Genomic DNA, 19616 nt, shown 5'->3' with positions numbered 1-19616 from the left:
GGCGGCGCTATCCCCTCAACGCCGATAGGTCGTCGGCGGTGGCCTGAGGGCGGCGGCGGTTGATGGCCACCACGATGGCCAGCCCCACCACCACCTCGGCGGCGGCCACCACCAGCACGAAGAATACCGACACCTGCCCGCCGATGTCGTTCAGCTCTCGCCCAAAGGTGATGAAGGTGAGGTTGACCGCGTTGAGCATCAGCTCCACGCACATAAACATGATCAGCGGATTGCGCCGCACCAAAAGGCCCACCGCACCGATGGTGAACAGGGCGGCGGCCAGTATTAGATACCAGGAGGCGGTGACCATCAGTCGTCCCCCGCGGGTTCTTGGGCTTCGTCGCTACGGGCCATGCGGCGGGACATGACCACCGCACCCACCACCGAGATGGTGAGCAGAGCGGCCGTGGCTTCAAAGGCGTACACGTAGTCGGTGAACAACACGTCGGCGATCTGGCGCAGGTTGGAGTATTGGTCGGTGACTCCTGCCGTAAGGATCCCCTCGGCCGGGTAGCCGATGTCGCCGGACAATAAGAAAACCACCGCCAAACCGAAGGTGCCCAAGCCAACGATGGCGGCCAGGGTCCGTTGACCGGTGATGGGCTCTACCGACAAGTCTTCGAGCCGGTCGACGCCCAACAGCATGATCACGAACAAGAACAGCACCACGATGGCCCCGGCGTAGACGATGATCTGCACCGCGGCCAAAAAGTGGGCTTCCAGGTTGAGGAACAAAACGGCCATGCCGAACAGGGTTCCCACCAGGCTCAACGCAGCGTGGACCGGGTTGCGGGCCAGCACCACCCCCAGCGCCCCGGCCAACACGATGGCCGCGCACACGATGAAGACGGCGGTCTCCATCAGTGGTGGCCCCCGTGGTCGTCATGGGGGTGGTCGTGGTCGTCGTGATGGTGCTGACTGTGGTCGTCGTCTAAATCGGCTTCGACTGAATCGTCCTCCGACTGGCCCCGCTCAGGAGAGCGGATGCCGTAGCCCAGCTCGCCCGACCAGGCCACCTGGCCCTCGTAGTCGGCCCGTCCCGAAGGCGACGTGGCCCGAACCCAGGCCGAGGTGTGCTCGTCGTCGCCAGGCTTCCAGTCCTCCCACGGGAGCTTCTGGGGCCGGCCGTCGTCTCCCACCACCAGCTCGTCTTTGGTGTAGATGGCGTCGGAGCGGTTGGTGAACGAGAATTCGAACAGCTTCGACTCAGTGATGGCCTCGGTGGGGCAGGCCTCCACACACAGATCGCAGTGGATGCACCGCAGATAGTTGATCTCGTACACGTAGCCGAAGCGCTCGCCGGGCGACACCGGATCGTCGGGCGGGTTGTCGGCGCCGCGCACATAGATGCAGCGGGCCGGGCACACCCCGGCGCACAGCTCGCATCCGATGCACTTCTCCATGCCGTCCTCGTAGCGGTTGAGCACGTGGCGGCCGTGGAAGCGCTCGGGCTTGGGGCGCTTCTCGTCCGGGTACTGGGTGGTGACCACCCGGCCCGTCTCGGTGCCCTTGAGCAGTTTGCGCAGGGTGACGGCGAATCCTTGGAGGTATCCCATCAGGCAAAACCTCCGTGAGGATCGAGCTCGCGGCGTTGGCGAGCAGACCGCAGGGCCAGGGCCAGCAGTCCGGCCAAAGCGGCCAAAATGGCCAGCATCACGACCACCGCGGCGGCCCGATTCCAGCCCCGGTCGCCGGCCACGTCGTAGGAGGCCAGCAACAATATCCAGCCCAGCGAAAGGGGGATGAGCAGCTTCCAGCCCAAGTCCATGAGCTGGTCGTAGCGGAAACGGGGCAAGGTGGCCCGCAGCCACACGAAGGCGAACAGGAACAGCATCAGCTTGATGAGGAACCACGACAAGCCCGACAACCAGCCCACCGTGGTGAAGTCGGGGCCGTTGGGACCGCCCAGAAACAGCGTCACGATGATGGCCGACATGGTGATGGTGTTCATGAATTCGGCCAAGAAGAACAGGGCGAACCGTAAGGAGCTGTACTCGGTGTGGAAGCCGCCGACCAGCTCTTGTTCGGCCTCCACCAAATCGAACGGTGGCCGGTTCAGCTCGGCGGTGGCCGCGATCAGAAAGATGACCATGGGTACCACCCAGGTAACCCAGAGGTTCCAGTTCCACACCGACTGCTCGGCCACGATCCGGTTGGTGGACAAGCTGCCCGACTTCAACAGCACTGCGGCCAGCGACAGGCCCAGGGCAGCCTCATACGACACCATCTGGGCCGAAGCCCGAACCGAGGCCAACAGGGGGTACTTGGAGCCCGACGACCAGCCGGCCAGCATGACCCCGTAGACGGCCACCGACGACATGGCTAGCACCAGCAGGATCCCCACCGGAGGATCGGACACTTGCAAGAAGGTCTCGTGACCGAACAGCGTGACCCGGCCGTCGCCGCCGTTGAAGTCGCCTCCCACGGGCACCACGGCGAACACCAAGAAAGCGGGCACCAGCGACAGGTAGGGGGCCAGCTTGAACACAAGCCGGTCGGACTTCTCGGGGACGAGGTCTTCTTTGAAGAACAGCTTGATGCCGTCGGCCAGCGTCTGGAAGATGCCGAACGGCCCAGCCAGGTTGGGGCCGATGCGGTTCTGCATGTCGCTGATTACCTTGCGCTCGAACCAGATCATCAACATGACAGCCATCAGCAGCAGGGCGAAGGCGACCCCCACCTTGAGCAGGGTGATGAGAACCTCGGCCAGACCCACCCCGCCGATATACAGCGGGTCGAGGCCGAACAAGGACGGGCCGAGGACCGCGGTCATCGGTTCGAAATCCCTGAGAGCCGCGGGAGCATGGTCATCGGGTTTGGATCCTCAGGTCGGTGACCACGGCATCGGGATCCAACAGATCCCGCACATCCAAGTCGGGGTAGTTATAGCCGAAGGCCGCGGTGCCTCGGGGCACTCCAGGGTCGGCCACCACCGGCACGTCCATCTCTCCCATGTTGGAAATCACCTTCACGTCGGCGCCTGTCTCCACGCCGACCCGCGAGAAGTCGTAGGGATTGACCGATAGAGCGGCCGTGGGGGCCAAGCCGGCCAGCGAGGACGCGTTTTGGACCAGCGTGCCCCGGTCGTACATCCGCCGGGCTGACACCAACCGGAGGCTGTAGGAATCGACCGGCGGCAACGAGGTTGGGGCTTCGGGCAAAGAGAAGGCAACCGAGCTGTCGCCGGCCACCACACCGTCGGCCTCGGCGTCGATTGCAGCCAGAGAGAGGTCGCGGTGGGATGGGGCCACCCGGGCGATCTCCTCCCACACTTCCTCGGGGGTACCGAAACCGAAGTCGGCACCAAGCAGCCGGGCCAGCTCGGTGGCGATGGCCCAGTCGGCCCGGGCGGTTCCGGGTGGCGTGACGATCTGGCGCTGGGAGGTGATCCGGCCCTCAAGGTTGGTATGGGTGCCCCGGCGCTCGGCGAACCCGGCGGCGGGAAACACGACGTGGGCTATAGCGGAGGACGGGTTCACGAATAGGTCGGAGGCGACGATTGTGCCTGCGTTCTTGAGGGCTTCGTCGGCCAGCTCTCGGCTTGGGAAATCGCCCAGAGGATCAGCGCCCAGCAAGATCAGCACGTCGATTCGGCCATCGGCGGCGGCTTGCAGGATGCCGCGGGCGTCGGCCCCGGGCGCTGAGGGAACCGAGCCCCACGATTCGGCCAGGGCCGGTCCGCCGTCGGCCAGGGTGGTTCGTCCCGGCAGCAGCCCGGGTGCCAAGCCCATGTCGAGCGCACCGAGCGCATTGCCTCGGTGCAGTGCAGGCAAAAAGGCCATGCCCGGCCGCCCGCCGGCGCTCAACAGATTTGCGAACCCCATCAGCTCAGCAATGGCGTCGACGGTGAAACCAGCCGACTCGGCCAGCGAGGGGCGGCCCAAGATCACGGTGATCGGCTTGTCGGCCCGGTTGGCGATGGCCGCGGCGGCTGCCGCGACGTCGGCTGCGGGGACGCCTCCGATGTCCCCGTCGGGCCCGGACTCAATGTCGCCGCCCACCAAAGCGGCGGCCACGGCCGCGGCCTCACCGGGACGATGGTGCAACCGGAATGCGGCCAATCGACTCAGCCCAGAGGCCCGGGGGGTGAGCTCGATGAGCTGCACGCCGTCGTTGAGCACCGCGTGGCGGAGCCGCAGATAGAGGGTGCCCTGCTCTTCTTTGGGGTCAGGGGCCAAAAGGATGACCGTGCCGCCCGGTGTGCAGGCTCGGTTGACGGTGGCCCGGGGCAGTCCGAGCACCACATGAGCGGGCAGACCGTCGTCGAGCTGGGCGTCGACGTGGTCGGTGCCGATGACCCCTTTGGCCAGCCGGGCCCAGGCGTACTGGTCTTCGTTGGTGAGGCGGGCGCCGCCCAGCACCGCTACTGATTGGGGGCCCTTGCCGTCGACCGCCGCCTTGATGGCCTCAGCGGCCAGAGTGAGGGCTTGGTGCCAGGAAGCTTCCACTAGCTCGCTGCCTTGGGGGTCGGGTCGGCCCAGTGGTGTGCCCCGCACCAGCGGGGTGCGCAGCCGCAGCTCACTGGCCATGCCCTCAAAAGAGAAGCGGTCTTTGTCGGTCAGCCATCCCCAGTTGACCGCGTCGCTGTCCACCCCCTGATAGCGCAGTACCTGATCGCGGGAGGCCTGCACCACCACCCGGTCGCCCATTGGGTTGGGGAACGTGGACTCCACTTCGGTGAGGTCCCACGGGCGGGCCTTGAACCGATAGGGCACCGCGGTGAGGGCGCCAACCGGGCAGATCTGCACCGTGTTGCCGCTGAAGTACGAGGCGAAGGGCAAATCGGGAAAGGTATTGACCTGGGTTTGATCGCCCCGGCCTTGGAAGGTGATGAGCGGGTCGCCGGCCACCTCATCCGCGAACCGGGTGCAGCGATCGCACAGGATGCAGCGCTCCCGGTCCAGGTACACCACATCGTTCACCGGAATGGGCTTCTCGAAGTGGCGCTTCTCTTCGACGAAGCGGCTCTCGCCGGGGCCGTAGGCCATGGTCTGGTCTTGGAGGGGACATTCGCCGCCTTTGTCGCACACCGGGCAATCGAGCGGGTGGTTCAGCAGTAGGAATTCCAGCACCCCGTCTTGGGCTTTGCGGGTCTGCTCGGTGGTGGTGTCCACCACCATTCCCTCGCTCACCGCCACCATGCAGGAGGGTTGCAGGGCAGGGCCGCGCCCGGTGTCGATGTCCACGATGCACATGCGGCACATGCCCACCGAGTTCATCCGGGGGTGGTAGCAGAAGTGGGGGATGTAAACCCCGGCCCGCTCGGCGGCGGCGATGACCCACTCTCCGGGAGCGGCCTCCACCGGCTGGCCGTTGACGGTTATGTTCACCACAGCTTCCTGATCGCTCATCATGCGACTCCCGAAGTTGTGTTGACCGATACCGCGGTGGCGGGCAAATATGCTTCGAACTCGCTGCGGAACCGCTCTAAGGCTGAGGCGATGGGCGACACGGCCGACGGCCCCAGCGGGCAGATGGTGGTTTGGCGGGGGGGCCAGTTGATGCCGGGGCTGATGTTGTCGCACACGTCCATGAGCAGGTCCAGATCTTGGGGGCGGCCTTGGCCGGCCAAGATGCGACTGAGGATCTTCTCCAACCAGGAGGTTCCCTCTCGGCACGGCGTGCACTTGCCGCACGACTCCCGGGCGAAGAACCGCACCACGTTGTGGCAGGCCTTGACCACGTCGGTGGTGTCGTCCATGACCACGATGGCCCCTGAGCCGAGCATGGAGCCGGCCTGGTCCACGGTGGTCTTCTCCAGCGGCAGATCGAGGTGCTCCTCGAAGAACCACGGGGCCGACGCCCCGCCAGGGATGAACGTCTTGAGGGTGCGGCCGGGAAGCATGCCGCCCGCGTAGCGGGGGTCGAAGATGATGTCGCGGAAGGTGGTGGTCCCGAAGGGCACCTCGAACACGCCGGGGGTGGCCACGTGACCCGACACCGCAAACACCCGGGTGCCGGTGGAGTTGTCGGCCCCCATGGCGGCAAAGGCGTCCCCGCCATTGGACACGATCCACGGGAGGTTGGCCAGGGTCTCCACGTTGTTGACGATGGTGGGTTTGCCGTACAGGCCGATGGACGCCGGGAAGTAAGGCGGCTTGAGCCGGGGCATCCCCCGGTTGCCCTCCAGGCTCTCGATGAGGGCGGTCTCCTCCCCCACTATGTAGGCACCGGCCCCCCAGTGCAGGGTGATGTCCACCGAGAAGTCCTTGGCGCCGAGCACGTTGGCGCCCACGTAGCCCGCCTCGTAGGCCTCGTTGAGGGCGGCGGCCAGCCGTTCTTGGGCGTGGGCCATCTCGCCTCGCACATACAAGAAGCATTGGGAGAGGCCCAGGGCGTAGCAGGCGATCAGACAGCCCTCGATGAGCTGATGGGGATCGCGCTCCATGAGGAGGCGGTCTTTGTAAGTGCCGGGTTCGGACTCGTCGCCGTTCACCACCAGATAGCGGGGCCACACCCCCGGCGGGCAAAAGCCCCACTTGACCCCGGCCGGGAACCCGGCGCCGCCCCGGCCCAGCAAGCTGGCGGTGCGCACCTCGCCGTGGATATCGGCTGGGGCCATCTCCATCGCCCGGCGCAGACCGGCATAGCCCCCGGTGCGCTCGTATCCAGCCAGAGTGTGGCCGTCTTCGACGTCAAAGCGGGAGGTGATGATCCGCAGGTCTTGGGCGGCGGCGTCGGTCATGAGCCGTCTCCGTTGCTCGAGGGGTTGCGGGCCATCCAGGCCGGTTCGCCTTGGCCGTCGGGGGGCGACACCCCGGCCCGACGGTCCTCACTGACCTGCTGGCGGACCTTGGCCAGCTTGCCGTGGGGGGCGACTCTGGTGGTTCCGTCGCGCAGCTCCGACACCAGTCGATCGAAGTCTTCGGTGGTGACCTGGTTGCGATAGCGGTAGTTGACCTGGAGACAGGGCGCCTCGGTGCAAGCGGCGATGCACTCCACGGCTTCGAGGGTGATCTTGCCGTCGTCGGTGGTCCCCCCGGGCCTGACCCCCAAGGTGGTCTCGGCGTGATGAATTAACTCCGACGAGCCCAGCAGGTGGCAGGAGATGCCGTTGCAGATGTTGACCATGTAATCGCCCACCGGTTCCCGCTTGAGCATCTCGTAGAAGCTGCACGTGCCCATCACTTCAGCGGGGGTTATACCCACCAACTCGGCGATGTGGGCCATGGCGTCCTCGGTGACGTAGCCGTCTTGTTCTTGGGCCAAGTGCAAAAGCGGGATCAACGCGGAACGGGGCACCGGATACCGGCCGATGATCTCTTGGGCGACCGCGAGGTTGGCGGGGTTGAGGCGGGCCATGGCTAGCGGTCCACCTCCCCCATGATGGGATCGACCGACGAGATGATGGCCACCGCATCGGCCACCATGCCCCCCTGCATCAAGTGGGGCAGGGTTTGCAGGTTGACGAAGCTGGGGCCCCGGATATGCATGCGATAGGGCACCGCGGAGCCGTCCGACACCATGTAGCAGCCCAGCTCCCCACGGGGGGACTCGACCGCGGCGTACGCCTCGCCAGCGGGCACTTTGAAGCCCTCGGTGAAGATCTTGAAATGGTGGATGAGGGCCTCCATCGACTCGTCGATGCGGGCCCGAGGCGGCGGGGTGACCTTCTTGTCCTGCACCCGGTAGTCGCCCGCAGGCATCTGGTCGAGGATCTGGGCCAGGATGCGGATGGACTCTCTGATTTCGTTCAACCGGATGGCGTAGCGGTCGAAGCAGTCGCCGTAGGTGCCCACCACCACGTCGAAGTCCAGTTGGTCGTAGGCCAAATAGGGCATGTCGCGGCGCAGGTCCCAGGCGTAGCCGGTGGAGCGCAATATGGGGCCGGTCACCCCCAGGGCCAAGCACTCGGCGGTGTTGATCACCCCCACTCCTTGGAGCCGCTCCCGGTAGATGGGCTGGCCGGTCAACAAGGTGTCGAACTCGTTGAGCCGGGCGGGCAGCTTGTCGATCAAAGTGAGCACCTCGTCGCGCCAGCCGTCGGGCAAATCCGCGGCCACTCCCCCCGGACGGATGTAGTTGTGATTCATCCGCAGGCCGGTGATCGTCTCCAGCAGGCGAAGGGCCTCCTCTCGCTCCCGCCAGCCGTAGATCATCATCGACACCGCGCCGATGTCCATGCCGTTGGTGGCCTGGAACAGCAGATGGGAGCTGATGCGGTTCAGCTCGCACATCAGCATCCTGATCCAGGTGGCCCGAGGGGGAAGCTCCAGGCCCAGCAGCGCCTCGGTGGCCATGGAGAAGGCCAGCTCGCTAAACAGCGGAGCGGCGTAGTCCATGCGGGTGACGTTGGTGGGGCCCTGGAGGTAGGTGAGGGTTTCGGCTGTCTTCTCCATGCCGGTGTGGAGGTAACCGATGACCGGCTTGGACCGCATCACGGTCTCCCCCTCCATCTCCAGCATGAGGCGCAGCACACCGTGGGTGCTGGGGTGCTGGGGCCCCATGTTCATGACCATGCTGGTGTCGCTGGTGCCGGCTTCAGCTTCGAGTCGCTCGCCGTCGTCCTCGCCGATGCGGAGCACCGCGCTGTCTTCTCGGCGGCGAACGGCCTCGTCGCTAGAGGTTTCCACCATGGTCTCCGGCGCGCTCATCGGGTGGCCTTGAACTGGACGGGGATGCGCCCCACCGCGAAGTCCTTTCGCAGCGGATGTCCTTCCCAGTCTGGGGGCATGAGGATGCGGGTGGGGTCGGGATGGCCCTCGAAGACGATGCCGAACATGTCGGCCACCTCTCGCTCCAAAGCCTCGGTGCCCGGATACAGGTCGAACAAGGTGGGCACGGTGGGGTCGTCGGCGGGCACCTGCACTCGCAGCCTGATGCGGCCCGCAGCGGCGTGGGAGATGAGGGTGACCACCAGCTCGAAGCGCTCGGGGGTTGCCTCAGCAGGCAGGTCGCTGCGGCCGGGGTGCTCCAGGTAGTCCACCGCGGTCACATCCAAGACCGACACATAGCCCTCATCGCGCAATCCGGTAACCGTCTCGACGAGCTGGTCGCGGGGCACATGCAGCACCGAGTCGCTCATGTACGGATTACCACGCCCGTTGAACTTTGGCCGTCTTGCTGGCTCACGGTGAGGCCGGCCCCGGCCCCAGTCTCGTCTCGGCGGCGGGTTATCTCTCCGCTGGTGATCTTGTCGTGGAGGGTCAAAATGGCGTGCATAAGGGTTTCCGGGCCGGGTGGGCAGCCGGGGGCGTAAACGTCTACCGGCACGATCTGGTCCACGCCTTGCACGATGGCGTAGTTGTTGAACATTCCGCCGCTGGAGGCGCACACCCCCATGGAAATCACCCACTTGGGCTCCATCATCTGGTCGTAGATGCGGCGCAGGATAGGGGCCATCTTCTGGGAGACCCGGCCGGCCACGATCATCAGGTCGGCTTGGCGGGGGGAGGCCCGGAACACCTCCATGCCGTAGCGGGCCAAGTCGTAGTGGGCGCCGCCGGTGGCCATCATCTCGATGGCGCAGCAGGCCAAGCCGAAGGTGGCCGGCCAGCAGCTGCGGGCCCGCGACCATTTGACCAGCTCTTCGAGTTTGCTGGTCACAAAGTTGTGGTCGACTCCTTCGAGTCCCTGGTCGAGGATGGCCTCAGGGTCGCCAAGCAGTGGAAGTTTCATGCCGCTTCCTCCGGAGCGCCTCGTCCGTCCAGGCCTACCCGGCGGATGGTGGTGTCGCTAGTGCGGCGAGCCGATACCTGGGGGTCGCGCCGCCACATCGGACGAGACGGCCCCCAGTCAAGAGCGCCGTTGCCGATGAGGTAGACGAATGACTCGAACACGGCCAAAGCGAAGATTCCCATAGCCACCAAGCCGAAGAGGCCCAGCCCCCGGTAGGACACTGCCCAGGGGTACAAGAAGATGATCTCGATGTCGAAGACGATGAAGATCATGGCGATGAGAAAGAACCGGACCCCGAACCGCTCCGGTGCGTCGGTGCTCTCTTCCACCCCACACTCGTAGGGGGCCAGCTTGGCCTTGGTCTGGCGCCGGGGGGCCAGCAGTCGGGAAGCGCCGAAACTCAGAGCCGCGAACAGCACGGCCAAGACTCCGAGGGCGAAGATCGGCAGGTATTGGCCGGTCATCGCGGTCTACCCCGATGCGATCATGGTGCCGCGCCTTCGCCCTCCAGGCGACGGCGGACCTCCAGGTCGCGGGTGTGGAGCATCAGCAAAGACACCAAGAACAACAGTCCGGAGCCGATGGCCACCAGAATACCGGGCAGGCGGAACCGGCCCAGGTTGCGGCGCAAGAGCACCGAAATGACCGGCTCTTCGGGGTCGACCTCGGCCGGAGGTGGGGCCCGGCCAGCTACCGGCTCCTTGTAGACCGACCGCTGCACCTGTACCACCGTGTAGTTGGTGGGATGGCGGGGCATGGTGCTGGTGATGACCTTGTTGCTGACCCGCTCCCAAACACCGTTGTTGAGCCGTTCCGGCTTGCCCCCCTGCTGGAAGGCGTCCAGCACGACAAAGGTGTTGCTCTGCTCATCGGTCGCGCCGAAGCCCAGGTCGGCTTGGACGAGATAGTCGCTGGCCGCGGTGATGGCCTCACCGGCAGCTTGGGTGGTCTCCAGATTCCAGTCGCCCAACTCCAGCCAGCCTCGCCGCTCAGCCTCATCGGTGAGGTTGGGGGCGATGCCCTTCAGCTCGCTCAGGGTCAGATTCTCGTTGCGGATGCTCTCCTCGTCGGCCAGACGCTGCACTTCAGCCTCGATTTCATCGCCGGTGAGTTTGCGAGGGTCTCCGTCAGCCAGGGCGTCGTGGAAGGCGTTCACCTCGTTGCGGATGGCAATGGCGTCTATGGAGTTGAATTCGGCCCGCTGACTGCTGTCGCCCAGCACGCGGACTACTTGGATGGCCTTGGGAAGACAGTCTTGGTTGCCCAACGTGGGGCAAGTCACCGGGTTGGGCAGATCGTCGAGTATCCCTGGAGGTGGATTGGCCTCGTTATCCGACACCGAGGGGTTGCCGATATGGATGGCCTGGACCTCCCAGGTAGGGCGGGCCCCTTGGAGTCCGATGCCGTACAGGGCCCACAGCAGCGCCATCATCGCCGTCCAGCCGAAGATGGCTGAAATGGCGATAAGACTTCCCAGGCGGAAGCCGGTGTTGGTGGAAATGATGAGCCACACCGATCCCATGAGGATGGCCGAGCCCAGCAGCACCGTCAGCAGGCCGCGGACCTCGTTGTCGAACGAGATGGCAGCCAGCGCGCTCACTGCGGAGATAACCGAGCCCATGCTCACAACCCCCGCTCGTAGGCCACGATGTCGGCAATCTGGTCGGCGGTCAGCATGCCCGGTCGGACGCTGCCGTCTTCCAGCGAGCAGAACCCGTGGATTGGACTGCGATCACCGGAGTCCCGATCGCCCACGCACACACCGAAGGCCGGCATCTGGCCGCCGCCGTCGCCCTGGCCGAAGTTGCCGTAGCCCATTCCCTCCTCGGAGCCGATGGTGACGAATCCAGCGTGGCCCTCGGCGGTGTCGAATTGCCGCAGGGTGGCCCCATTGGTGAGGTTGGGACCGAACGCCCCGCCTCCTGGTATGTACGCAGGAATCAAGCTCCCGAGCTGGGCGACCACATCGGCCTCTTCTGCGGAGCCCCGGGCCAAGACCACCGGACCTGCCCCCGGCTGCTCCTCAGGTCCGGTGAACCGCCACGAATCCCGCGGAGTGTGGCAGCGCGCGCAGCCGTATACCCCGTTGTTGAACAACAGCTCACCCCGATCTGGCGAGTCCAGATTTCGTATGTGCTGCTCGCTGGTCTCGCGAATCAACTCCTCCACCCTGGCCAATTCACGAGCGGCGTTCTCCGCAGCAATCTCGTCAGCACCCGCAGCATTCACTGCCTCATGGGCTTCAGCAAGCTGGTCGGCAATATCACCGTCATTTGCAGCCAATACGTCATCGCGCACTTGAAGGACGAGTCCGTCCAGCACCTCACCCTGCAACTCATCGGGGGAGAGCTGAATGCTCTGGATGTACTGAATAAGCTCGTCTACCTGCTGGGTGGTGAGGGGGCCGCCGCCGGGTGCACCCCACGCCTGCATGGGGGTGGGAGGCCGGCCGTAGTTGAGGATGTGGCGCACCTCGTCTTCCGAGAAACGGTAGAGCGCGGTGGTGAGCGCGGGAACCTCCCACTCGATAGCGGCGATGAAGTTGCCGGCATCGTCGGTTACCGACGTCGAGGTTGTCCCGCCAAGGCCGCCGCCGCCGTGGCAGCTAGCGCACCGTTCTTCGTACTGCTCAAAGCCCCGACTGGTGAACTGCCTCCGGGAGTCATCGACATAGCCTTGCTGGCGACCGGGCTCGCCCAGCCAGTAAAGAGGCAAGGCCACACCGATGATGACCAAGGTGACCAGGCCGCTCACCAAGGCGAGGTCCAGCTTGGAGGTCTCCAACTCCTCATCGCTCAAATAGGGCTTGCGGTTGGGGGCCAGCTCCAGCTCTGAGCCCTTCTCCCCGCGCCCAGCCCACATCACGTTGTAGATCAGGTAGATGGCGAAGCCCACGATGGCGACGACCGCGATGGCCATGCCCAGGTTGCGCTGGGTTGAGGCGGCAAGCAGGTGCATCAGTGCGATGCCCCCCCAAGACAGCTCGGCCCTTCAGGCTCCTGGCCGGTGGTGTTCACCCCGATGGGTGGTCCTTGGATGACGGTGCCCGTACGGATAATGAACTCCCCCTTGGCATTCACCGTCATGGCGAATCGGTCCATACCCCGAGGCGCAGGCCCGCCCCGCTTCTCGCCCACCTGGTTGTACCGAGACCCGTGGCAAGGGCACTCGAACCACTGCGAAGTCAGACAGTTCGGCACCCGACACCCCAGGTGAGGGCACTTCTGGAACAGGGCAACGAGTCCGGCTTCCATACCGGTCAACTCCGGGGCGCTGTAGGTGGCTTGTGCCTTTTGCAAGGCCGCCGCCGGGTACTCGGTCACCCAGGCCCGGCCCTCGGGAAGGTACAGAAAACCGTTCTCGTCTCTGATTCGGGACTTCACTTCGTCCACCAGACCAGCATTCACATCTGCGCCGAACCCGGTAACAAACGGCGGCCATAGGAACGCCACGCAGGCGGCGCCGAAGCCGCTGAGGCCCAAACCCATCATGGCTACGGTGCTGCGGTTCAGGAACTGGCGGCGGTTTACCCCGACGGCATCGGGATCCGGTGGAGTCCACTCCTCCAACGACGCGTCGGCCGCTTCCACCAGCTCAGTTCCGGCGCTCCGGCGAGCCAGCACCGCGGCCCGCTCCACCTCTCGGCCAGAGGGTGCGTCGGAGGAATCTTCGATGTCCACCAGTCCCCGGTCCCGTCGGCGGGTCTCCCGAGTCAGGCGACCTTCGGCCGCCATGGACTCCCGACGCCGGGCCGCGCCTACCAACACGATCGCCGCGGCAACCACGATTATCGGTATGGCAATGGAGAGTGCGACGCCCATAGTCAGTCCCTACAGATCGAAGAAGAGTCCGACTTCCCAGGGGAAGACGAAATTGAAGCCGGGGCCTCGGAAGAACGAGCCGATAAGAACCAGGATCGCCCAGAACATCAGGTGGATGGTCATGAGCGAAATAGCGAACTTGCGATCCTCAGGCTTCTTGCTGGGGTTGCGGTCCACGTATGGCGCCAGGATCAGCAGGAACAGCGCAATGCCGGGGATGGTCACTCCGGCCACCATCGGGTGGAACATGGTGAGCAGCTCTTGGAGGCCGAGGAAGTACCAGGGTGCTTTCGACGGGTTGGGCGTTTCGTTGAAATTGGCCAACTCCAATAGCGGAGCGTTCACGAAGATCGAGAAGATCAGGGTGAAGGCGGTGAAGATCAGGGCGGCCACGAACTCCACCACCAGCAAATGGGGCCAGACATGGACCTTGTCGGTGGGGGTGGCCTTGACATCCTGGATGGAGCCCGACTTGACCACGGTGAGCAGCCGCTGGGTTCCCCCACCCGGACCGGTGGGCTCCGGCTGGGCCGGACCAGCAGGCATCGGAGCAGTGGCTACCGCGGCGGCCGCCGGGGCGGCTCCACCGGAGACGGCCTGGTCGCGGGCCGACTTGGATCGGTCCAGCAAGTGGTCGGGGATCTTTGGACCTCCCGCAGCCTCTTGGGCAGAGGCGTCGGAGGATTCTGCTCCTGAGGATGCGGGCGCGGCCGCGCCGCCGCCGCCCTGCTGGGCTTCGGCGCGCTCGCGGGCCTCTTGGGCTCGCTTCAGGAGGTGTTCGGGGACTTCAGCCATGGGCTTGCAGATCGGGCCAGAAGCGTCTATGCGACGTCTCTTCTATAGCGGCCCGGAGATACCTCCATCCTTTCTAACTCGCCAGAAGTGGACAGCAAGGAATATGACGAGCACAAAGGGCAGCATAAGCACGTGCAGCACATACCATCGCAGCAGCGTGTCGGTGCCGATCTCCACCCCGCCGAGCAGCACGAAGCGCACTTGATCGCCGAATACCGGGGTGAAGCCCATCATGTTGGTGCCTACCGTCACCGCCCACAGGGCCAGCTGATCCCAGGGGAGCAGATACCCGGTGAAAGACAGCAGCAAGGTGAGGGTCAACAGGATGACGCCGATGACCCAATTGAACTCGCGGGGCGGCTTATAGGCGCCGTGGTAGAAGACCCGGGCCATGTGCAAGAACACGGTGATCACCATGAGGTGGGCGGCCCATCGGTGCATGTTGCGCACCAGCAGCCCGAAGGCGACCGACGTCTGGAGGATATAGATGTCGTCCCAGGCCTGGGCCGCGGTGGGCCGGTAGAAGAACATCAAGAAGATGCCGGTCACGGTTAGCAAGATGAACAAGAAGAAGCTGAGGCCGCCCAAACACAGGGTGTAGCTGACCTTCACCGCGTGGCGCTTCACCTTCACCGGGTGGAGGTGGTAAAGCACGCTGTTCATGATCACGTAGCTGCGATTCCGGGGGCTGTCGCTGTAGCCCTTGCGGAAAATGGACCCCGGACGGAAGATGGACGACCAGGCCTGCGACCCCTGAACATCGCTCATCATGCCGCTCATTGCCTGTTTGGCCCGCTCGCTGGCCGGTGGTCTGGGCTGCTTTGCCACTTTTCTCCTGAGTCCTTTTCAGTCCGTTCCGGGCACTAGTTCTAGGTCAACCGCATGCCGTAGCCGTAGCCGTAGCTGGTCATTCGCTGATGCGGGTCGCCATCGCCTCCAGGATCGCCCAGTCGGCCCAAAGTGATCACACCTGTTGGGCACCGGTCCACGCACAAGGCACATCGGGTGCAGGCGTCCTCGTCGATGGTGAAGATCACATGGTCGCTAGGGTCGACGCCGGGCTGCTCGGCGCCCACCGCCAAGTCGACTGCGTCGGGAGCCACCATGTGGATGCACTTCCACGGGCAGATGTCCACGCAGCCCTCGCACATGATGCACTCAGACTGATCGATGTGGATGAACTGCTTGGGCTTGACTTTGCTCTGGAGGTAGTCGTTGTCCACCTCAACCAGCACGTAGTCGTCGCGGAACTCCGGCATGGGGGGATTGGCATCGGCACTGGCCATCAGGTTGTCGCCCCTTCTCTCACGATCGGTCGTCCATACTCAGACTTCTCCACTTCGACCGGAGCGGTCTTGCCCCGGTTCTGCCACACGAACCAGGCGGCCACGTTCCCGGCCAAGGCCAAACCGTAGATCAACACTGCGACAACATCGCGCAATACCAAGTAGGGAAGGTCAAACGGCAGGGCCCAGGCAATAATGCCCTGGTTGCCCACGTAGTAGCCCTCGATAAGGCGGTCTTTGCGCCAGCCGAGCTCGCTGTCGGCGTACACCAACCACTGGTGGGGCACCACGCCATAGATCCAGAACAGCAAAAAGAAGACCGCCGCCGCCGCGAACATAGCCTCGCCCCATGTGTGGTAGGTGCCCACCGGACGGCGGCGGGCGTACTCCAAGAAGGCAACGATACCCAACACGGAGACCACCAAGGAGGCGGTGAGGGCCACGTTGAAGTACGGCGCACCCAATCCCTCGTCGTACTGGTGGACGGCGATGAAAGCCCACAGCGCGAGATAGAGGACGAAGCATCCTCCGAGGGCCATGTAGAACTTGGTGACGGCGATGTCTATGGGCCTCTGAGCGGCCACGTTCCTCCCCTCGTGGGTGCGGTACGCGACCGATAGTAGTAGCCCCACCCCGTATTCCTGCACATCAAACTGGCCGCTACTCATGCCCCGTCGCATCTCCTCAAAGTCACTGTTCGCGCTGGTTAGGCCGTTAGCGTTGGGCGGGCCTAATGTGGCATGGGGCCGGACGTGGTGCCGGCCGGGAATCATACCGGAGGAGCGTTGGTAGAAGTACCCGAGCATCTGCTGCAACGATCGCTGGATCGTCGCAAGGACCTCGGCGCGGCCACCGGCGAAGAACCTGCGGCAGAGGTTCCGCCATCGGAAACCGGCGCCGCTCCTGCGGTGGCCCAGACCCAGGCCCCGGCGGCCGCGGCGGGACCCTCTTTGCCCGAACTTCCCGATTTGGAGCCGGAGCCGGAGCCCGAGCCCCAGCCGGAGCCAGTAAAGCCCTGGGTTCAGGCCGCGTTGAACCGCAAGAAGATTCCGGTTTGGGCCGTGCCAGTCCTGATTTTCTTACCCTTCTGGGCCATAATCTTCGCCGGCACTCTGGAGTCACCCGAGCGGGACACCGAGATCATCGCCCTGGGCCGTGAGGTATATGAGGGCAGCGGTGGATGCGCCGGATGCCACGGTGCCGAAGGCGGCGGCGGAGTCGGGCCCGCACTGGTGGACGGCGAAGTTATGGCCACGTTCAACAACTGGGAAGACCACGTGATCTGGATCATCAACGGTTCGCCGGCCGAACCCGGGACCATCTACGGAGACAATGGAGACGAGTCTCTGGGAGCGGCCAACGGCATGCCCGCCTTCGGCGATGACCTGAGCGCCCGAGAAATCCTCGCCGTGACCTACTTTGAGCGAATCGAGCTTGGCGGCGCCGCCGAGGCCGACCTGCACGACCTTGAGGAGTTGTTCGAAGCCGAAGGAGTGGTGCCACAACAGTTCCAATTGGGGCAGACCTTCCCCAGCACGCTGCGCGGCCTGTTGGCCGAAGCCGGGATCGGAGCGAGCTGACACCTCGCCGCGACCTGCTGGTCGTAGGCGGCGGTCCTGCCGGAGCAGCCACCGCCTACTGGGCTGCCCGACACGGCCTCGACGTGGTGGTGGTGGAGCGCAAGCAGTTCCCCCGCGACAAGACCTGTGGCGACGGGCTGACCCCCCGGGCGGTCAAATCGCTCGATGACATGGGACTAGGCGAAGAGCTGAGCCATTATCACCGCTACGGGGGCCTGCGGGCGGTGGCCCACCGGCGAACGATGGAGTTGGCCTGGCCCCAGCACCCGGTGTTCCCCGACTACGGCTATGTGGTGCGGCGGCGGGAGCTCGACCAACTTGTGGCCGACCACGCGGTGGCCGCCGGGGCTGAACTGCTCCTCGGCACCGAAGCCATTCGTCCGATTCTGGTCAACGGGCTATTAGACGGTGCCCAGGTGGCCGATAAGGCCACTGGCACCACTAATCAGATTCGGGCCCGCTATGTGGCGGTGGCCGACGGAGCCAATTCCCGGTTCGGTCGGGCTCTGGGTACAGCCCGCGACCGGGCCTACCCCCAGGGCATGGCCATCCGCACCTATTTCGAGAGTCCGCTGCACGACACCCCATGGATCGAGAGCGCTCTGGACATGCGGGACCGCAACGGCAACTCGCTACCCGGATACGGCTGGATCTTCCCGCTGGGCGATGGGTGCGTGAACGTCGGCGTCGGACTGTTGTCCACTTTCCGGGACTACACCTCGGTGAATACCTCGCATTTGATGCGGGAATTCGCGGCCACCCTTCCCGCCTATTGGGAGATCGACCCCGATCGGCCGCTCATCGACCCGGTAGGCGGTCGTCTGCCCATGGCCGGGTCGGTAAGCCCCAAGGTGGGACCGAACTACCTGGTGGTGGGGGACGCGGCCGGATCGGTGAACCCGTTCAATGGCGAGGGAATCGACTACGCCTACGAGACTGGGAAGATGGCCGCCGATTTGGTGGCCGAGGCGATAAACAGCGGCGACGGGGGGGCGATTTGGCGGTACCCGGCGCTGCTGGAGGAAAACTACGGGACTTACTTCCGGGTGGCCCGGCTGTTCGCCCGGCTGATCGGCAAACCGGCGCTGCTGCGAGAACTCACCCGGATCGGGATGCAGTCGCGCCCGGCCATGGAGTGGGCTCTGCGGATAATGGCCAATCTCATGGACTCCGACGACCCTGGCCCAGCCGAATACATCTACAAGGCCGCGGCGAGGGCCTCAATGGCGGTATCGCCCTGACGAGCGGGCGGTCCTCTTACTGCTTGAGGGCGGCGGTGAAGGCCTCCACCGTGGTGTCGATGAGGTCGTCAGTGTGGGCCAAGCTGGGAAACAGGGCTTCGTAAGGTCCGGGAGCGAACGCCACTCCGGCCTCGAGGAGGGAGTGAAACACCTGGGAATAGACACCGTTTTCCGCGGCGGCTTTGGCCTGGTCGAAATCGGTTGGTGCCTGATCGCAGAAGAACACCCCCAGTAGTGACCCCACTCGGGGCACGGTGACGGCAGCACCAGATGCCGCGGCCACTGCGGTCATGCCGTCGGCCAAACGGGCTGCGGTATCGGTGAGCTTGCAGTAGGCGTCCGGGGTGAGCTGATTCAAGGTGGCCAAGCCGGCTGCGGTGGCCAACGGGTTCCCCGACAGCGTTCCAGCCTGGTAGACGCCGCCCAGTGGAGCGAGGTGCTCCTTCAGATGGCCTCGGCCTCCGAACACGCCGATGGGCAGTCCACCACCCACTACCTTGCCAAAGCACCACAGGTCGGGGGTGACGCCGAACCATTCGGTAGCCCCCCCGGGAGCCAAGCGGAAGCCGGTGATGACCTCGTCGAACACCAGCAGGGCACCGACCTCATCGCAGGCAGATCGCAGCCCCTCTAGAAACCCAGTTGCCGGGGCAACTACCCCCATGTTGGCCGCCACCGGCTCCACCACCACCGCTGCTACCTCGTGGTCCACCGCGGGGACCTGGTTGTAAGGAGCTACAACGGTGTCGGCCACCGCTCCGGGGGTCACACCGGCCGAGTCGGCCAAACCCTGATTGGCCACGCCGCTGCCTCCGGCGGCCAGCAACCCGTCGCTGTGGCCGTGATAGCAGCCGGCGAACTTGATGACCTTGTTGCGGCCGGTGGCACCTCGAGCCAGGCGGATGGCGGCCATGGCCGCCTCGGTACCGCTGGAAGTGAGCCGAGTCCAGTCCATTCCTGGCACACGGTCGCAAAGCAGTTCGGCCAGCAGCACCTCGCGTTCGGTGGGGGCCCCGTAGCTGGTGCCATCGGAGGCGGCTTTGGCCACCGCCTCGGTCACCGCCGGATGGGCATGGCCCAAGATGCCGGGGCCGTAGCTCTGCACGTAGTCGATGTAGCGGCGTCCCTCAACGTCCCACACATACGGCCCTTCAGCCCGGTCCACGAAGTACGGCGTCCCCCCCACCGACCGGAACGACCGCACTGGCGAGTTCACCCCACCAGGAATCACCCGTTGCGCCCGCTCAAACAACCCCCAGTTGGTGACCATGCCTG

20 protein-coding genes and 1 pseudogene are annotated in these 19616 nt (G+C 65.1%); 2 read left to right on the top strand and 19 right to left on the bottom strand.

Going from position 1 to position 19616, the window contains the following annotated elements:
• Nucleotides 1–7: 7 nt before the first annotated feature.
• From nuoK to ACOOGG_RS11560, 18 genes and pseudogenes are all read right to left on the bottom strand, one after another.
• Nucleotides 8–310: an NADH-quinone oxidoreductase subunit NuoK gene (nuoK, locus tag ACOOGG_RS11645; RefSeq protein ID WP_420435267.1), complete on the bottom strand. Its 303-nt coding sequence runs from the start codon at nucleotides 308–310 to the stop codon at nucleotides 8–10.
• Nucleotides 310–861: an NADH-quinone oxidoreductase subunit J gene (locus tag ACOOGG_RS11640; protein ID WP_420435266.1), complete on the bottom strand. Its 552-nt coding sequence runs from the start codon at nucleotides 859–861 to the stop codon at nucleotides 310–312. The genes nuoK and ACOOGG_RS11640 overlap by 1 nt, the downstream gene beginning before the upstream one ends.
• Nucleotides 861–1556, bottom strand: coding sequence for an NADH-quinone oxidoreductase subunit NuoI (nuoI, locus tag ACOOGG_RS11635; RefSeq protein ID WP_420435265.1), 696 nt, complete (start codon nucleotides 1554–1556; stop codon nucleotides 861–863). The genes ACOOGG_RS11640 and nuoI overlap by 1 nt, the downstream gene beginning before the upstream one ends.
• The gene (nuoH, locus tag ACOOGG_RS11630; protein WP_420435264.1) at nucleotides 1556–2773 is read right to left on the bottom strand and encodes an NADH-quinone oxidoreductase subunit NuoH; all 1218 of its coding nucleotides are present in this window, start codon (nucleotides 2771–2773) and stop codon (nucleotides 1556–1558) included. The genes nuoI and nuoH overlap by 1 nt, the downstream gene beginning before the upstream one ends.
• A 34-nt stretch (nucleotides 2774–2807) precedes the next feature.
• Complete coding sequence (locus tag ACOOGG_RS11625) at nucleotides 2808–5351, bottom strand: molybdopterin-dependent oxidoreductase (RefSeq protein WP_420435263.1); 2544 nt, start codon at nucleotides 5349–5351, stop codon at nucleotides 2808–2810.
• A complete protein-coding gene (gene nuoF, locus ACOOGG_RS11620; RefSeq protein WP_420435262.1) occupies nucleotides 5351–6685 on the bottom strand; it encodes an NADH-quinone oxidoreductase subunit NuoF in 1335 nt (444 codons plus the stop codon). The genes ACOOGG_RS11625 and nuoF overlap by 1 nt, the downstream gene beginning before the upstream one ends.
• The gene (gene nuoE, locus ACOOGG_RS11615) at nucleotides 6682–7302 is read right to left on the bottom strand and encodes an NADH-quinone oxidoreductase subunit NuoE (protein ID WP_420435261.1); all 621 of its coding nucleotides are present in this window, start codon (nucleotides 7300–7302) and stop codon (nucleotides 6682–6684) included. The genes nuoF and nuoE overlap by 4 nt, the downstream gene beginning before the upstream one ends.
• Before the next feature lie 2 nt (nucleotides 7303–7304).
• A complete protein-coding gene (locus ACOOGG_RS11610) occupies nucleotides 7305–8594 on the bottom strand; it encodes an NADH-quinone oxidoreductase subunit D (protein ID WP_420435260.1) in 1290 nt (429 codons plus the stop codon).
• The gene (locus tag ACOOGG_RS11605) at nucleotides 8591–9025 is read right to left on the bottom strand and encodes an NADH-quinone oxidoreductase subunit C (protein ID WP_420435259.1); all 435 of its coding nucleotides are present in this window, start codon (nucleotides 9023–9025) and stop codon (nucleotides 8591–8593) included. The genes ACOOGG_RS11610 and ACOOGG_RS11605 overlap by 4 nt, the downstream gene beginning before the upstream one ends.
• Nucleotides 9026–9081: 56 nt before the next feature.
• Nucleotides 9082–9618: pseudogene (locus ACOOGG_RS11600) on the bottom strand (NADH-quinone oxidoreductase subunit B); the annotation flags it as partial.
• Nucleotides 9615–10082 (bottom strand): NADH-quinone oxidoreductase subunit A, encoded by a 468-nt coding sequence (locus ACOOGG_RS11595; protein ID WP_420435258.1) that lies wholly within the window; start codon nucleotides 10080–10082, stop codon nucleotides 9615–9617. The gene ACOOGG_RS11595 and the pseudogene ACOOGG_RS11600, both read right to left, overlap by 4 nt.
• 20 nt (nucleotides 10083–10102) lie before the next feature.
• Nucleotides 10103–11245 carry a hypothetical protein gene (locus ACOOGG_RS11590; protein WP_420435257.1) on the bottom strand — a complete coding sequence of 381 codons (1143 nt, stop codon included), beginning with the start codon at nucleotides 11243–11245 and terminating at the stop codon, nucleotides 10103–10105.
• On the bottom strand, nucleotides 11242–12576 hold the full coding sequence (locus tag ACOOGG_RS11585; protein ID WP_420435256.1) for a c-type cytochrome: 1335 nt from the start codon (nucleotides 12574–12576) through the stop codon (nucleotides 11242–11244). Before ACOOGG_RS11585 ends, ACOOGG_RS11590 begins: the two co-directional genes overlap by 4 nt.
• On the bottom strand, nucleotides 12576–13439 hold the full coding sequence (locus ACOOGG_RS11580) for a ubiquinol-cytochrome c reductase iron-sulfur subunit (RefSeq protein WP_420435255.1): 864 nt from the start codon (nucleotides 13437–13439) through the stop codon (nucleotides 12576–12578). The genes ACOOGG_RS11585 and ACOOGG_RS11580 overlap by 1 nt, the downstream gene beginning before the upstream one ends.
• Before the next feature lie 9 nt (nucleotides 13440–13448).
• Nucleotides 13449–14234 (bottom strand): menaquinol-cytochrome c reductase cytochrome b subunit, encoded by a 786-nt coding sequence (locus tag ACOOGG_RS11575; RefSeq protein ID WP_420435254.1) that lies wholly within the window; start codon nucleotides 14232–14234, stop codon nucleotides 13449–13451.
• Between the two features lie 42 nt (nucleotides 14235–14276).
• Nucleotides 14277–15005: a selenite/tellurite reduction operon b-type cytochrome ExtP gene (gene extP / locus ACOOGG_RS11570; protein ID WP_420437591.1), complete on the bottom strand. Its 729-nt coding sequence runs from the start codon at nucleotides 15003–15005 to the stop codon at nucleotides 14277–14279.
• Nucleotides 15006–15103: 98 nt separating this feature from the next.
• Complete coding sequence (locus tag ACOOGG_RS11565; RefSeq protein WP_420435253.1) at nucleotides 15104–15520, bottom strand: NADH-quinone oxidoreductase subunit I; 417 nt, start codon at nucleotides 15518–15520, stop codon at nucleotides 15104–15106.
• Nucleotides 15520–16104 carry a hypothetical protein gene (locus ACOOGG_RS11560; protein ID WP_420435252.1) on the bottom strand — a complete coding sequence of 195 codons (585 nt, stop codon included), beginning with the start codon at nucleotides 16102–16104 and terminating at the stop codon, nucleotides 15520–15522. Before ACOOGG_RS11560 ends, ACOOGG_RS11565 begins: the two co-directional genes overlap by 1 nt.
• A 156-nt stretch (nucleotides 16105–16260) precedes the next feature.
• Here ACOOGG_RS11560 and ACOOGG_RS11555 point away from each other — a divergent pair, with 156 nt between their 5' ends.
• Together ACOOGG_RS11555 and ACOOGG_RS11550 are read left to right on the top strand one after the other, a co-directional pair.
• The gene (locus tag ACOOGG_RS11555) at nucleotides 16261–17100 is read left to right on the top strand and encodes a c-type cytochrome (protein WP_420435251.1); all 840 of its coding nucleotides are present in this window, start codon (nucleotides 16261–16263) and stop codon (nucleotides 17098–17100) included.
• The gene (locus tag ACOOGG_RS11550) at nucleotides 17034–18341 is read left to right on the top strand and encodes a geranylgeranyl reductase family protein (protein ID WP_420437589.1); all 1308 of its coding nucleotides are present in this window, start codon (nucleotides 17034–17036) and stop codon (nucleotides 18339–18341) included. Before ACOOGG_RS11555 ends, ACOOGG_RS11550 begins: the two co-directional genes overlap by 67 nt.
• A gap of 16 nt (nucleotides 18342–18357) precedes the next feature.
• Here ACOOGG_RS11550 and hemL read toward each other — a convergent pair whose 3' ends face one another.
• Entirely contained in the window at nucleotides 18358–19611 is a 1254-nt protein-coding gene (gene hemL, locus ACOOGG_RS11545) for a glutamate-1-semialdehyde 2,1-aminomutase (RefSeq protein WP_420435250.1), read from the bottom strand.
• Nucleotides 19612–19616: the final 5 nt, after the last annotated feature.

The organism is Candidatus Poriferisocius sp. (genome assembly GCF_965214065.1).
Classification (GTDB): domain Bacteria; phylum Actinomycetota; class Acidimicrobiia; order Acidimicrobiales; family Bin134; genus Poriferisocius.
The sequence above is the reverse complement of the archived record's forward strand: the minus strand, read 5'-3'. Positions and strand labels throughout refer to the sequence as shown.

What these genes read in the sequence shown, in the direction of transcription:
- nuoK (WP_420435267.1), bottom strand. Translation starts at nt 310, where the DNA reads ATGGTCACCGCCTCCTGGTATCTAATACTGGCCGCCGCCCTGTTCACC.
- ACOOGG_RS11640 (WP_420435266.1), bottom strand. Translation starts at nt 861, where the DNA reads ATGGAGACCGCCGTCTTCATCGTGTGCGCGGCCATCGTGTTGGCCGGG.
- nuoI (WP_420435265.1), bottom strand. Translation starts at nt 1,556, where the DNA reads ATGGGATACCTCCAAGGATTCGCCGTCACCCTGCGCAAACTGCTCAAG.
- nuoH (WP_420435264.1), bottom strand. Translation starts at nt 2,773, where the DNA reads ATGACCGCGGTCCTCGGCCCGTCCTTGTTCGGCCTCGACCCGCTGTAT.
- ACOOGG_RS11625 (WP_420435263.1), bottom strand. Translation starts at nt 5,351, where the DNA reads ATGAGCGATCAGGAAGCTGTGGTGAACATAACCGTCAACGGCCAGCCG.
- nuoF (WP_420435262.1), bottom strand. Translation starts at nt 6,685, where the DNA reads ATGACCGACGCCGCCGCCCAAGACCTGCGGATCATCACCTCCCGCTTT.
- nuoE (WP_420435261.1), bottom strand. Translation starts at nt 7,302, where the DNA reads ATGGCCCGCCTCAACCCCGCCAACCTCGCGGTCGCCCAAGAGATCATC.
- ACOOGG_RS11610 (WP_420435260.1), bottom strand. Translation starts at nt 8,594, where the DNA reads ATGAGCGCGCCGGAGACCATGGTGGAAACCTCTAGCGACGAGGCCGTT.
- ACOOGG_RS11605 (WP_420435259.1), bottom strand. Translation starts at nt 9,025, where the DNA reads ATGAGCGACTCGGTGCTGCATGTGCCCCGCGACCAGCTCGTCGAGACG.
- ACOOGG_RS11595 (WP_420435258.1), bottom strand. Translation starts at nt 10,082, where the DNA reads ATGACCGGCCAATACCTGCCGATCTTCGCCCTCGGAGTCTTGGCCGTG.
- ACOOGG_RS11585 (WP_420435256.1), bottom strand. Translation starts at nt 12,576, where the DNA reads ATGCACCTGCTTGCCGCCTCAACCCAGCGCAACCTGGGCATGGCCATC.
- ACOOGG_RS11580 (WP_420435255.1), bottom strand. Translation starts at nt 13,439, where the DNA reads ATGGGCGTCGCACTCTCCATTGCCATACCGATAATCGTGGTTGCCGCG.
- ACOOGG_RS11575 (WP_420435254.1), bottom strand. Translation starts at nt 14,234, where the DNA reads ATGGCTGAAGTCCCCGAACACCTCCTGAAGCGAGCCCAAGAGGCCCGC.
- extP (WP_420437591.1), bottom strand. Translation starts at nt 15,005, where the DNA reads ATGATGAGCGATGTTCAGGGGTCGCAGGCCTGGTCGTCCATCTTCCGT.
- ACOOGG_RS11565 (WP_420435253.1), bottom strand. Translation starts at nt 15,520, where the DNA reads ATGGCCAGTGCCGATGCCAATCCCCCCATGCCGGAGTTCCGCGACGAC.
- ACOOGG_RS11555 (WP_420435251.1), top strand. Translation starts at nt 16,261, where the DNA reads ATGGGGCCGGACGTGGTGCCGGCCGGGAATCATACCGGAGGAGCGTTG.
- hemL (WP_420435250.1), bottom strand. Translation starts at nt 19,611, where the DNA reads ATGGTCACCAACTGGGGGTTGTTTGAGCGGGCGCAACGGGTGATTCCT.